General features: G+C 51.7%; 12 protein-coding genes. 6 read left to right on the top strand and 6 right to left on the bottom strand.

Features of this window, described 5'->3' with window-relative positions; genetic code table 11:
• Positions 1-176 precede the first annotated feature (176 nt).
• Entirely contained in the window at positions 177-1,127 is a 951-nt protein-coding gene (locus VFA09_15660; protein HZU68714.1) for an RluA family pseudouridine synthase, read from the top strand.
• Positions 1,099-1,653 (top strand): hypothetical protein, encoded by a 555-nt coding sequence (locus VFA09_15665; protein HZU68715.1) that lies wholly within the window; start codon positions 1,099-1,101, stop codon positions 1,651-1,653. Before VFA09_15660 ends, VFA09_15665 begins: the two co-directional genes overlap by 29 nt.
• On the opposite strand, the gene VFA09_15670 is transcribed toward VFA09_15665, so the two are convergent.
• Together VFA09_15670 and VFA09_15675 are read right to left on the bottom strand one after the other, a co-directional pair.
• Positions 1,654-3,048 carry a nitrate/sulfonate/bicarbonate ABC transporter ATP-binding protein gene (locus VFA09_15670; protein HZU68716.1) on the bottom strand — a complete coding sequence of 465 codons (1,395 nt, stop codon included), beginning with the start codon at positions 3,046-3,048 and terminating at the stop codon, positions 1,654-1,656.
• Between the two features lie 17 nt (positions 3,049-3,065).
• Positions 3,066-4,886: an ABC transporter permease subunit gene (locus tag VFA09_15675; protein HZU68717.1), complete on the bottom strand. Its 1,821-nt coding sequence runs from the start codon at positions 4,884-4,886 to the stop codon at positions 3,066-3,068.
• 106 nt (positions 4,887-4,992) lie between these two features.
• Here VFA09_15675 and VFA09_15680 point away from each other — a divergent pair, with 106 nt between their 5' ends.
• Positions 4,993-5,304, top strand: coding sequence for a hypothetical protein (locus VFA09_15680; GenBank protein ID HZU68718.1), 312 nt, complete (start codon positions 4,993-4,995; stop codon positions 5,302-5,304).
• An 85-nt stretch (positions 5,305-5,389) separates the two neighbouring features.
• On the opposite strand, the gene VFA09_15685 is transcribed toward VFA09_15680, so the two are convergent.
• The 4 genes from VFA09_15685 to VFA09_15700 form a co-directional block, all read right to left on the bottom strand.
• Complete coding sequence (locus tag VFA09_15685; protein HZU68719.1) at positions 5,390-6,211, bottom strand: carbon-nitrogen hydrolase family protein; 822 nt, start codon at positions 6,209-6,211, stop codon at positions 5,390-5,392.
• A gap of 33 nt (positions 6,212-6,244) precedes the next feature.
• Complete coding sequence (locus VFA09_15690; GenBank protein ID HZU68720.1) at positions 6,245-6,445, bottom strand: hypothetical protein; 201 nt, start codon at positions 6,443-6,445, stop codon at positions 6,245-6,247.
• A gap of 7 nt (positions 6,446-6,452) precedes the next feature.
• Positions 6,453-8,018, bottom strand: coding sequence for an NAD(P)/FAD-dependent oxidoreductase (locus tag VFA09_15695; protein HZU68721.1), 1,566 nt, complete (start codon positions 8,016-8,018; stop codon positions 6,453-6,455).
• 251 nt (positions 8,019-8,269) lie between these two features.
• On the bottom strand, positions 8,270-8,830 hold the full coding sequence (locus VFA09_15700) for an Hsp20/alpha crystallin family protein (protein HZU68722.1): 561 nt from the start codon (positions 8,828-8,830) through the stop codon (positions 8,270-8,272).
• A gap of 291 nt (positions 8,831-9,121) precedes the next feature.
• Between VFA09_15700 and VFA09_15705 the strand changes: the two genes are divergently transcribed.
• The 3 genes from VFA09_15705 to VFA09_15715 all read left to right on the top strand — a co-directional run bounded on the left by VFA09_15705 (position 9,122) and on the right by VFA09_15715 (position 12,932).
• Positions 9,122-9,856: an OAM dimerization domain-containing protein gene (locus VFA09_15705; protein HZU68723.1), complete on the top strand. Its 735-nt coding sequence runs from the start codon at positions 9,122-9,124 to the stop codon at positions 9,854-9,856.
• A 697-nt stretch (positions 9,857-10,553) separates the two neighbouring features.
• Positions 10,554-11,600, top strand: coding sequence for a glycoside hydrolase family 3 N-terminal domain-containing protein (locus VFA09_15710; protein HZU68724.1), 1,047 nt, complete (start codon positions 10,554-10,556; stop codon positions 11,598-11,600).
• 558 nt (positions 11,601-12,158) lie between these two features.
• A complete protein-coding gene (locus tag VFA09_15715; GenBank protein HZU68725.1) occupies positions 12,159-12,932 on the top strand; it encodes a hypothetical protein in 774 nt (257 codons plus the stop codon).
• Positions 12,933-12,950: the final 18 nt, after the last annotated feature.

Consider the following 12,950-nt stretch of genomic DNA (forward strand, 5'->3'; position numbering starts at 1 on the left):
CACGATTGAAAAGGGATAGATAAATATGAAGGTGGAGCATAGGAACCAGGGGATCGTGTTCGTAGCGAAATCGTCTAATCGTGTTGAAAGAACAGAATCTATATGAATAGAAGCATGGATATTTCTTATAGCCATGAACTATTGACCAAAATTAGAGGGGCCACTATACTCTAAGCATGAAACTCGATGCTTTCTCTGTGATTTACCAGGATCATCACCTGCTAATCGTGAACAAACCGGCGGGCCTGGTCATTCATCCCACGTACAAACATGCTGATGGGACGATGTGGGATGCAATTTTGGCGTACCTGGAGCAGTGGGGAGGAGATGATTGGCAGCCGCCAGAACTGCCCGATGAGCCCGCATGGGCCAAGGCGCCGGCACATGTGCGCGAGATGCTGCGAGAGAAGCGCGCTCAATGGTATTGGGAAAAGGAAGGATTGCTGAATCGTCCGTGTTTGCTGCATCGCCTCGATAAAGATACGTCTGGCGTCGTTGCGCTTGCCCGTACAGAGCGCTGTTGTCGCCACATTATTCGCCAGTTTGAGCGACACACCATTGTCAAACGTTACCTTGCTGTCGTGCAAAAGGGCGCGCCGGAATGGGCAAGGCCGCGGGCGGGGTTAAGAATGGCACGGTTATTTGATGGCAAACCTGAGCAAGATTTCGATTTGCCTTTTGATCTTTTAAGTATGGGACAGCAAGATGTTATGGTTGAAGGGGCCTTGATGCGCGACCCGGCTGATCGACGCCGCTGCATTGTTGGCGCTGAGGGACAACACGCAGCGACGATGCTGAAAGTGCTGGCAGTTGAGGGCGATTTTGGCCTGGTGGAAGCGCGTCCTGTCACTGGTCGCACGCATCAGATTCGTGCGCACCTGGCAGTGTTGGGTTATGCTATTGTCGGAGATCAGACCTACGCGCCGCCTGCTATGCTTGGAACGCCGGGAGCAGGCCTGGGCCGTCAATTCCTGCATGCCTTTAGCCTTGAACTGCGGCGCTATCCCGATAATGTGTTATGCACGTTTGTCGCCCCGCTGGCCGGTGACCTGGTAGCCTGGCAGGAGCAATACTTCCCGCAGTGGTCAGGAGTTCTCGATGCAAGCAAAACAGTACCCGCAGAATAGCGGCCCTTATGCCAGTTTGAGCGAGGAAGCAAAGAAAAAACGCCTTGATGCCATGGTCAGAATCTGGCAGAGCGATACGGAACGCCGCATCGAGAGCGAGGGCTACCGTGCCTTTATAAAGAGCGCCGGGCTTGATGAATATCGTTACTCCGTCTGGATGCGTTTTCCTGAGTGGGAGCGTTCGGCTGTGATCGGGCAGGTGCTTACGCTACAGCGCTCGCAAAGTGGGGCGCCCGAAGATCCCGCGCTCTTCACGAACTGGAGACATGATCCCCTTTTGAAAACCATGCCGGATTGGAAAATCCACCTGCCTAATGAGAATGTGTTCAATATTTCGGTTCGTATTACACCGGGTGGCCTGGGCGAAGGCACTCGCTGGGCAATCGTGATGCCCAGCGAAATGATTCCTCGCTATAAGCCAGGCTGGCCGAGGCAGCAAGAATGGGTCGCGTGGACGCGCTCATTCGATTGGTTATCCGTGGCCGTGAAGTTTATCCGGGCGATGCTCGATACTATCTCAGATTGATTATTTTGTCTCGGCAGGTTCAGGTTCCTCAAGGCGGAACATGCCACGATCTTCGTTGAAGGAGAATAGTTCGGCATAGCGTCCCCAGTTAATCGCGGTCTGAAGTTGAGCCTGAGCCTCTTCTTCGCTAAAGTGCTTTTCCAGGATGCTCAGGAAGAATTCCTCCGGCAAGGTATGCCCCGGCGCCGACTCTAAATCATGTACGATCTGGCGCAGAATGCTGACGTGAGCGAGCGCCTGTTCGCGGAACACCTGTTTTTCTTCCAGTACACCTGCCTCGGCAAAATGTATGCCGGGTTTCGTTAGTACAAGGTCGCCCTCCTGGGTTTCGGCCAGGTCAAGTACATCTGCTGCTTCCACCAGCGGCAGCAGATCGTCTAACTCGAGGTGCAGGTGCCGCCCAAGCTGGTAGAGATCATCTCGATCTCCCTTTGTATGCACCAGCTCAATAAGCCCTGTAACATCGCCAATAGAGACATGCGGCAAGACCTGGTAAGGCCGGGTTGAGCGAACAAGGGGTCCTGTTTGAGCCTGTGGTGTTCGTGTCGCCAATAAACTCGCTATATCCTCCTGCGGGCTGGTCATGATGCGATAGATCAGGTCTACCAATGCCGTATGCGAATCGCCCTGGATGGTTCGTTGTTCAACCGGCAGTCCCGGTAGTTCAACTCGAATATGCCCTGGATTGGCGCCCATGATCAGGATACGGTCGGCCATGCTCACGGCTTCGTCGATATTATGCGTCACCATCAGGATTGCGCGAGTCGGCATGCTTTGCGCGCGCCACAGGCCCAGTAGTTCCTTGCGCAGGTTGGTAGCTGTCAGGACATCGAGGGCGCTGAAAGGCTCATCCATGAACAATAATTCTGGTTCAACGACCAGGGCGCGGGCAAATCCCACCCGCTGCCGCATCCCTCCAGAAAGTTCCTTGGGATAAGCATCTTCAAAGCCATCCAGGCCAATGAGATCGATGGCGGCCAGCGCTTTCTTTAGGCGCTGGGTAGAGGTCATTGGGCGCGATTCCAGGCCAAGCTCTACATTTTGTAAAACAGTGAGCCAGGGAAAGAGGGCAAATGATTGAAACACAATGGCTACATGTGGATTCGGGCCATATTGTGGTTCTCCCTTAAAGAGGACCTGGCCCTCGGTAGGCTGGATCAGCCCCGCAAGGATACGTAAGAGCGTTGATTTTCCCGACCCGGACGGCCCGAGTAAAGCAACAAATTCACCGGCATGAATCTTTAACTGCACGCAGTCGAGTACTAAATGTGAGGGAGTATCTTTTGTATGCCTGTCTTCAGCCTGGTACGTTTTACTGCACATGCGTGCCTCTAGCAGCACCTCTTTTGGCTCGGTGGCGTCATCTTGTTGGGCGAGTTGGCCAAATTGTGTCATGCTTTCTTACCTCCAATCTATCCTAATGTATAGCGGCGCTCTGCCAGGGTATACAGGCGTTTCCAGAGCAGGCGGTTAATAATAACGACGATAATAGCCATCAAAAGGGTGGCTGCCAGCAGGACAGGGAAGTTTCCCGTAGCTGCGGCAGCGGCAATGCTTGCCCCAAGACCTATTGTGCTGGAGATGTGATTGTTGAATACAACATATTCTGAAACAATACTGGCATTCCACGCGCCACCGCTGGCGGTTAGCATGCCCGTCACCAGGTAAGGAAAGATGGCAGGCAGTATCAGCGTGCGCCACCTGCGCCAGCCACTTACGTGATAGACCGTTGAGGCTTCGCGCAGGTCGCTGGGAATGGCCATTGCTCCGGCGATGACATTGAAGAGTATATACCACTGTGTTCCCAATAGCATTAGCACAATGGCGGCAAGCGAAAGCCCACCGGGCAGGTCTACAAGGACTAGCAGCAGAACGGGGAAGACCGCCGTTGCCGGAATAGAGGCAATCACCTGTACGACCGGCTGCAGGCGACGTGACCAGCGCGGTGATAGCCCGATGGCAACCCCAAGCGGCACAGTCCAGGCGATGCCAATCGCGAGCGCCGCGACCGTGCGCAGCCATGTGGCAATGCCGGCAAGCAGCAACTCTCCCCAGGTGGCGAGATTTACCTGAAAAAGGAGACGTATTGCAAACCATAGGCCAACAATGATTATCACCAATGCTAATGCTGCTATCAACCATCCAATAACACGCCGTATGGAAAAGGTGTTTTCCTTTTGAGCAGTTACGGATGCTCTATGCTCCCGGTCTGGTAACGGTTGGAGCCAGTTCAGGAACATGGCGAGCAGGTGCCCGGCAGGTCGAAAGATGTGCCGGTTCAAAAAGGCAATGATTGCTGAGCGGCGCAGCGCATCAAGGATCGGGGAGTGGGGCGCTTCCCCTTCGGTGCTCAATTCCAGTTTGAACTTGTCGGCCCAGGCTACCAACGGACGCCAGAAGAGCAGATCGAGCAGAACGATTACTATAATGAGCGTCGCAAGGCCGAGCAGGATGGCTTCAGTATTGCCGGTGTTCGCGGCAGCCTGGAGATAAGAACCCAACCCTGGTAGTTGAAAAGAATGGCTGCCCAGGGTAAATTGCTCGGAAGCCATCAAGAAAAACCAGCCACCGGCCCAGCTCATCATACTGTTCCAGATCAGGCCAATCATCGATGATGGTACTTCTAGCTTAAGAAAGCGCTGCCAGGGGCGCATGCGCGCAATTGTGGCCACCTCCTGCAATTCGGTAGGGACAGTGCGTGCCGAATGATAGTAGCTGAAGGTCATGTTCCAGGCCTGGCTGGTAAAGATCAGTATAACGCTTGCCAGTTCAAGACCGATATTGGAGTGCGGAAATGCGGCGACCAATGCCAGGATGACAGCCGGCATGAACGAGAGAATAGGAATGCTCTGCAGGATATCGAGTATTGGAATCATCACGATACTTGCTCGCCGGTTGGTGGCCGCGATATGTCCATAGACCAGGGTAAAAATGAGCGAGAGGATGTAACCCAGGATCATACGCAGCAGCGAATAGCCAGCATACAGCGGCAGCACCTGGGGATTCAGGTCAATAGAGACGCTGGGTGTCAGCGGAGCTGTCCAACGTTGGGCGGCTATGATGAGAAAGGCTATAGCAGCAAGTATGCCCAGCGCAACCAGGAGATCAACGCCACCCAAACGACGTGCCGCCTTTGAACGGCGCTCTTGAGTGTAAGTCGTTTCTTTTTTCGTGCTTGCCCCCGTGAGTTGCTCACGCTCGCGGGGGTTATCGGGAATGAAAACTTGAGCCACCTGGTACCTCCATACATCTTTTGAGTTCAGGCAGCATGGAGGAACCTGATTGGTAGCTATCTCGTGCCAGCGGGGGCATTCCTATGCCAGAGAGGAGAATGGCGCGATGTACCTGCAGAGCTTCTCCGTGCTGCATGAAGGGACAGAAAACACTGTGACGGTAATTGAAAATCGTTGTTCAGGATCGGCTTTCACGCCATCTCACCTCCTTCGAAAACAACGGCATAAAAAAACCACCAGCACTTTCCTGGTGGCAGGCTCGCTTGACGAGGAACAGGCATTATTTTGCCGGGATGGACCTGTTTTTCCTCCACAAGGATCGGAATGCCACAGAATAGTGAGCAACAAAAATTCCTGGTTGTTCGTTGGCAATGTAAAGATTGCCGGGAACGCGCTTTATTACATGCCGTTGATGTGAACAGCTATGTTCACTATCCATTTATGAACTCACTTCCCACAAAGACAAAACCCAAAAAGACTATACCGCAGCCAGAAGAGCTATGTCAAGCTGAAACGCTCTTTCGCAAATCCTCCCGTATTTTGTATGCTTTCTCCGCATCATCCAAAATAGAGGTATCTACGACAAAGTAGCGCATCTCTTCCTCGTTATGCTCCATTGTTCCGAGAGAGCCCTTGAAAGGAACGGTAACTTGTGATTGGCCGATCAGCGTTCCCGTGTTGCCCTCGTAATTCAATCGTCCGGCAGCATTGGTGTAAACCAGCACGATCTCGTTTTCGAACGCTCTTGTCACGCACAAAGCATTGACCAGCTTGATCTCGGAGTTCTCGTCGTACTTCATGCCCTCGCCGGCATCTTCAAGGCACCAGTAGCTTGGGCAGATCACCATCTCCACGCCTTCACGCGCCATTGCTCGGAAAATCTCAGGAAAGATCAAATCCCAGCAGATAATCAGCCCAACTTTGCCAAAGCGCGTTTGAAAAACGCAGCTTTCAGTGCCGGGAGTATTATAGGCTCTTTCGGGTATCCACAGGTTCACTTTTCTGTACTTACCCAGAATGTTTCCACCGCGATCAATATAGCAGGTCGTATTATAGATGCCTGTCTCTGTGCCCTCCGGGATTGAGCCGGGAACAATGTCAATCGTGTATTTAGCAGCCAGGTGTTGGAAATGCCTGAAATAACGCCCGTCGTAATCGGCAAACTGTCTTCTACCAATCAGCGGCCCGACGACAAAATCTTCAGGAAAGACAATCAGCTGTGCCTGCGATGAGGCCATTTCAATGAACTGCTCGGCCCTTATGAGATTCTTTTCCGGGGCAAATTGGTTGATAGTGCATTGTACTACGGCTATCTTTATTTCCATGAATTGCCTCTCCTATCTCTGAGCTTTGGTGTGTCATGGTTCTTTCGTCTGTAAGATACGGCGCAAAAGGAAGACGAATGGTATTCCCACTACAATGATAACCAGTCCGATAATCAATGGGATGACGCTATTCTTCCCGAAGATCTCCAGTTGATCGGTTACCTGCACAACGACGCCCGCTGTTAATAGGGTGAAAGCAATGCCCATCGAAGTGCTGAAACGTCTGGTACGCATGCCGGTATTACCTCTTTGCCCAATCGCTCAAGAGTGCCTGTGCCGCGTTGTGGCCCGGCGCACCCATCACTCCACCACCGGGATGCGAGCCGGAGCCGCAGAGGTACAGTCCCTCGATAGGAGTGCGATAGCGCGCGCATTCAGGTGTAGGTCTGAGCGAGAAAAGCTGGTCTGGCGTGATCTCGCCCTGGAAGATATTGCCGTTGGGCAGGCCATAGCGTTGTTCGATATCGAGGGGACTGAGCACCTGGCGATCAATCACTGCGTCTGCAAAGTTGGGCGCGAATTCGGTCATGGTAGCGATGATGCGGTCGGCCATCTCGTTTTTCACCGCATCAGACCATTCGCGGCCCTTTAAATGATAAGGAGCATACTGGCAGAACATCGAGATTGTATGATAACCGGCGGGCGCGACTGTAGGATCGGTTGCCGACTGCATGTAGGCCTCGATATAGGGTTTGCGCGAGAGTTCGCCGCGTTCCGCATCCTCGAATGCTTCCTGCACCCAATCAGGTGTCGGGGTGATATCGCAGGAACCGGCATGTTGCAGGCCTGGCGTCGTTCCGGGAATGCACTTGAAACTGGGCAACTCTTTCAGCGCGATGTTCAGCTTGATAACGGCGCTCTCGGTTTTGATGTGTGAGATGCGTTTGAGGAAGCTCTTATCCAGGCCCACGCCGGCGCAGAACTGCAAAAAGGTGCGTTTGGGGTCGGCATTTGAGAGCACCGCGGCGGCGCGCAATTCTTCTCCATTCTCCAGTCGCACGCCCTCTGCGCGTCCATTATGCACGAGGATTTTCGCGACGGGAGCATTCGTGCGAATGACTGCGCCATGAGCCTCGGCGGACGCGGCCATGGCAAAGCTGATGCGTCCCATGCCGCCTCGCACATATCCCCACATGCCATGCTCGCCGTTAACTTCGCCAAACATATGGTGCCACATCACATACACTGATCCTGGAGTTTTAGGGCCGATAAAAGAACCAATGACGCCCTGCCCTGCGAATGCTGCGCGTAAATAATCGGACTCGAAATAATCAGCCAGCATGTCGTAGAGGTTGCCGAACATCAAATAGCGGTAGATTTCTTCGTCCTCACCGCGGAAGCGAGCGGCCAGGTCGGCTATCGATGGAGGCTCTTCGAGCAGGATGGGGGTGAGTATCTCGGAAGCGCGGTCAAAGAAACGCAGGAATTTGGGATAGGCTTCGGCATCATGGGGCGAAAGACGGCGGATGCCTTCGACCGTTTTCTCGGTGCTGGCGCGGAAAAATAGATAGTTGCCATCCAGGAATGGTACAAACATTTGCGGGTCTTTGACATAAGCATCAAAACCATACCGGTGCAATTCTAGATCGCGAATGATCTCAGGACGCAGCAGGCTTACAACATAAGCGCACGGCGACATGGTGAAACCGGGAAAAGGCTCTTCGAGTGTACATGCGCCACCTACTCGATCGCGTTTTTCCAGCACCAGCACTTTTTTACCCGCGCGAGCTAAATAGCCTGCTGCAACGAGTCCATTGTGTCCTGCTCCAATAATGATAACGTCGAATTGATCGGTTGATTGTGCCATGTGGTCTTGCTCTCCTGGAATGAAATGGTAGGATAGACAAATCCTGGTTGGGAATAGTATAACACATGGTTGAGGCCAGCCGTCTCTGGAGAAGAAATACTAAAGGAGAAGGCTGCTAAACCAACCTTCTCCTGCTTTTGCGTAACAGCTATTGCTTAATGTATTTGTGTTTGGCTTTCGCGAGTTTGACTACTATCCTTCCCTCATGAAGAAGCGGCAGGAGCCAGACTCTTCCTGATTGGGGATTGCAACTATCGTGACTCAACGGTTACCTGTTGCCCCTGGGTCTGCCCCTTGTTTACATTGATCTTCCTGGGGCGGCTGGTCTCGCTCAAGGGAATGTTGAGCGTAAGGATGCCATTCTGGTAGCTCGACTCGATCTTGTCTGCATCAATGGGCTGGGGTAGCGTGATGGTGCGCTCGAAAGTGCCGGAGCCTATTTCCCGCATAAGCCAGTTGTGGGTTTCACCACGCTGCTGGCCCTGTTGGATCTGCCCCTGCATCTGGGCAGTTTGCTGGCCCTGGCGCTGCGGCTGATTCTGTTCATGCTGGTGCCGGTAGTTGAACGTTCCTTTAATGTCAATGGTGTTCTGATGCACCGTCACATCGATGTCCTGCGGGTTCACTCCAGGTAGGGCAACATTCACCTCGTAACCATTGTCTGTCTGGCAAACATCCATAGGAGCCATCATGGTCTGTGTGCGACTCCAACCCCAGCTAGGATTGACAAAGCTCTGTGCCAGGAGCTGGTCCATGGCATTACGCAGCGATAAGGCTTCGCTGTAAGGGTCGTAACGTGTAATTCCTGCCATACTGAGTAACCTCCTTTTATATTCACTACTGGAACTTTCAAAGAACACTTTAATGCTCGGAAGTATATCAGACGCGTCTCTATTTATATGGGACCTCGTCTTCACGTCAATCATTATAACATAACCTAACGTAATTTGTCAAGTGACATGCTTAATTATTAACACATAAATTTAATAAATTATGTTAATATAGTTCGCTTGCTATGTTAAGTAAGAACATCTTTCCTGGATCTCCCAAAGTGCTATACTAATCAGAGGACAACGTTATTCTTCTCAATGAGGTGTGTTCCTATGCAAATACGCCCCTATGGTGACACTGCCAATGATGGTATTGTACAGCTTTCATTCACTCTACCCCTGGCATTGAATGCTCGCGCGCGAGAGGCTGCCCGGCGCTATGCCATGCTCATGGGCATTAGCAATCCCCTGGTTGCCCATGCCGAGGCCATGGATAAGGAATTCTCTTTTTTCGTGATCTATGGCGCATGTTCGCATACGCTTGATCCTGATCAGATTTCGGTGGACGAACTGGCGCATGACGAACTGGATTTCCATGAGATCAACGAACTGGTTGAAAAGAGGTTAGGCCGCCGGATAACTGTTGTTGGCGCGGCTATCGAAAGTGATGCGCATACGGTTGGCATCGATGCGATCTTCAATGCCAAGGGATATGCCGGAAATTATGGATTGGAACGCTTTCCCGCCTTTCGCGCTATAAATCTAGGCGCTCAAGTATCATGCGAAGCCCTGTTAAGGTGTGCTGCCGAGGAGGGAGCCGAGGCAATCCTGGTATCGCAGGTAGTGACGCAAAAGAATGTGCATATTCATAACCTGACGAAATTGATCGAGCTGGCAGAGGCAGAGGAGGTGCGCGAACGCTATCTGTTCATCGTTGGAGGGCCGCGTATTTCTCATGCCTTCGCCAAGGAGCTAGGGTATGATGCCGGTTTTGGGCCGGGTTCAAACGCGATGATGGTTGCAAGCTATATTGCCCAGGAATTGATCGCCAGGTCAGAATACGCATGATATTGCATCCCTGTAGTTTAAGCCGCTCCCGTCTCCAGGAAAGAATATACCACGCTGATCTTGATCCTCAAGGATTGTTTTTGCAAGAAGGATATGCTATCTTGGAGGGAGAAGAACTTCGTATTTAATGTTCACCAAAACCGCCCTCGTTGCGGATAGTCGGGACGCTCGTCTTGTTCTTGCCTGCTGCGCTCCCAATGGGGATGTGATGTACGCCAGAGTGCAGCGTCGATCCTCGTCCTTTCAGCGTAAAGGGCGAGGGCACTTGTCTCCCCCGCCTCCTGCTATTGTGTGCGCAGCATATTGCAGGATCAAAAAGCTACTTCTGGTATTTTTTTACCGTTTGCTTTAATAGACAGAGACGCCTATGTTATTATCATTCCAGAAGCCTGGTCTTCTTATCTTGTGAGGTTCTGCTTTGAACAAAGTTGATTTTATACGACTGGTAGAGTTCATAGTATGTGGAGATTCTTTTCTGTCGCATAAGCCACGGAAGACAAAACAATCCGCTCGATGGGCCTTCAGCAGCTCTATCATCATCCTGTGTTGTGTATTGCTCCTGCTCTCCGGTTGTTCCAATTTGCTGGGCAGCGCGAGTTCTCAAAGTCCGCAGCAAGTAACCCCTACTGCTAGCAGGCCTTCACCTACTTCCACTCATTCGACAAGGACAGATATCTCTGCTGAAAGTGCGCTCAAAGTGGAACTGGAAAAAGTGCAGCAAATAATGGCCGGCATGACGCTGGATCAAAAATTGGGCCAGCTTATCATAGTGGAGTATCTTGGAAATGATTACTCGGCAAGCGGCTTACAATATATGGTTTCGCAGCAATATGTTGGCGGTTTTCTCTACCAGGAGAGCAATCATAATTTTGATCCGCCTTACGATCAGATAAGCAATGCCGCGGCATTCTCCCAGCAAGCCATGAAAGATGCCAGAGTTCCTTTATTAATCGGCACCGACCAGGAGGGTGGGCTGGTCAATCGGCTCTACGTCTTTCATGGATACCTGCCCTCGGCGGCTGAGATGGCGGCGACAGGCAATCCGAACTATGCCTACCAGCAGGGGGCGCAGGCCGCAAAGTGGATGTTACAGTTAGGCATTAATGCCGATCTTGCTCCGGTTGTCGATGTGCATACTGTGGACCCACCTGTACTGGAGACGCGCATGTTTGGCAGCGATCCGCAAACTGTGGCGAAGTATGCAGGCGCATATCTCGATGGCCTGCAACAAAATGAGGTGGCGGGATGCCTCAAACACTTTCCGGGACTGGGCGCAATTACCTCCGATCCCCATACCGGCCTCCCGACCGTCAATCGCAGCTTACCCGATCTGGAAAAGATCGATCTTGCTCCCTATAAATTGTTGATCGCTTCGAAGCAACCGGCAATGATCATGTCCACCGACGTATTAATGCCCGCGATTGATCCGAACCTGCCGGCTGAGCTTTCGCCCAAGACGATTACGGGCGTTCTGAGAAATCAACTTGGTTACAATGGTGTTGTGATTACCGATGGCCTCTATATGCAGGGCATCAGCGATCAATGGACGTTGAGCCAGGCCGCAGTGCTCTCTATCATTGCTGGTGACGACCTTGTGGAGGGGCCTTATACACCTGACCAGGTGGCCGCCGTTGTGACTGCCCTCAAGCAAGCTATTCAGCAGGGTAAATTGACCATCGACCGCATTAATCAGTCTGTACAGCGCATATTACTGATGAAGCTGCAATATGGAATAATTAAATAGCTGCAAGGTTTGGCCACATATATTGATGCGTTAGCAGTTGTGAGACACCATATCACAAAATAGTCACAATTTTTTCTTATCCCTGTTACACAGAAATATCTCGTTGCGCGTTAGAAGTGCCATATTATATGATGGACGGTGGCAATTCGCATGTTCTTAGTTCGGCCCTCGTAAAACAATGTTAATGTAGAGATGCTTGTAGTGGGCGATCTTATTTCTGTTGGCAGATTTCACACGTCCTCATAAAACGATGTCGATGTAGAGATGCTTGTAGTGCGGAGAAGTTACTCAGGCTACCCCTGGATGCTATTCGACTTATCAATGGGGATACCGGCTACAACCTGGCTGCGCCCATCTGCTATGACGAGCCTTGTCAAGATTGAAGTAGGCGATTTTGGTAGAGATTCTTCGCTTCTCTCAGAATGACATGCACAATCATGTCATTCTGAGCCTTTAGCCCTGAGCGGAGCGAACGGGAAAAAGCCGAAGCCCTGAGCGAAGCGAAGGGGAAGAATCTTTGCAACTTCTTGCGAATGAAAGGAAAAGGAAGGAGCGGATATGCAAGAACTCATCAGTTTACGGGCCGGCGTGCATATCGAGGAATATACCATGCTCACTTTTGTCCGATCCATGCTCTCACAGGCCGGGCATCTCTCCCTACTTACTAGTCCAGGCCTGGACTCTTTAGCTGTCTACCTTCAGACCGTCCTTGATCAGTTGCAGCAGGCTCCTTCGTCTCCATATGATCTGCTGATTCTTGGTGGAGTGCCTGTGGAGGCACTCACTGAAATCCCTGTTCTCTTAACGCTTGAACACTTATTTGCTCTCAAACCTCTTCCGATTATGCTGATTACGAATGCCAATAGCGAGCAGTTGCGAACATGGCAGACATTTCCTAATCTGGTCATACTTCCAGAGAGCCACCTCACAATGCAGAGTTTCTTCCAGGCGCTTGGCCGTCTCACCGGGACTTTCTCCGGTATCCCCAATCCCACTTATGGGTACCTGAATCCGCGCGTATCAGGGCTCAATGATCAACTTATTGAAGGGGAACGAAGCCGCATAAAAGTACGTCATGTATGGTTAGATCAGAGGCAAGAATGGTTGGAGCAGAGAAAAACGTGGTTAGATCAGAGGCAAGCGTGGCTGGAGGCGCGAGAGAAAGAACAAGACCCCCAGCATGAATGGTTCTTAGAGCAACAAGTCTGGCTGGAACAGCAGAGGCAAGAAGTCGAGGATCAAGAGAAGAGGGTGCATGATCTGCGCACGTGGCTCAATTTCTGCCTACAAAGGCTCAATGAGGGGCAAGCACATCACGAATGCTCAGCATAATCCACCAGGGCGACCGCT

The sequence above is a fragment of the Ktedonobacteraceae bacterium genome (assembly GCA_035653615.1).
Lineage (GTDB): Bacteria > Chloroflexota > Ktedonobacteria > Ktedonobacterales > Ktedonobacteraceae > DASRBN01.

What these genes read in the sequence shown, in the direction of transcription:
- VFA09_15660 (HZU68714.1), top strand. Translation starts at nt 177, where the DNA reads ATGAAACTCGATGCTTTCTCTGTGATTTACCAGGATCATCACCTGCTA.
- VFA09_15665 (HZU68715.1), top strand. Translation starts at nt 1,099, where the DNA reads ATGCAAGCAAAACAGTACCCGCAGAATAGCGGCCCTTATGCCAGTTTG.
- VFA09_15670 (HZU68716.1), bottom strand. Translation starts at nt 3,048, where the DNA reads ATGACACAATTTGGCCAACTCGCCCAACAAGATGACGCCACCGAGCCA.
- VFA09_15680 (HZU68718.1), top strand. Translation starts at nt 4,993, where the DNA reads ATGTACCTGCAGAGCTTCTCCGTGCTGCATGAAGGGACAGAAAACACT.
- VFA09_15685 (HZU68719.1), bottom strand. Translation starts at nt 6,211, where the DNA reads ATGGAAATAAAGATAGCCGTAGTACAATGCACTATCAACCAATTTGCC.
- VFA09_15690 (HZU68720.1), bottom strand. Translation starts at nt 6,445, where the DNA reads ATGCGTACCAGACGTTTCAGCACTTCGATGGGCATTGCTTTCACCCTA.
- VFA09_15695 (HZU68721.1), bottom strand. Translation starts at nt 8,018, where the DNA reads ATGGCACAATCAACCGATCAATTCGACGTTATCATTATTGGAGCAGGA.
- VFA09_15700 (HZU68722.1), bottom strand. Translation starts at nt 8,830, where the DNA reads ATGGCAGGAATTACACGTTACGACCCTTACAGCGAAGCCTTATCGCTG.
- VFA09_15705 (HZU68723.1), top strand. Translation starts at nt 9,122, where the DNA reads ATGCAAATACGCCCCTATGGTGACACTGCCAATGATGGTATTGTACAG.
- VFA09_15715 (HZU68725.1), top strand. Translation starts at nt 12,159, where the DNA reads ATGCAAGAACTCATCAGTTTACGGGCCGGCGTGCATATCGAGGAATAT.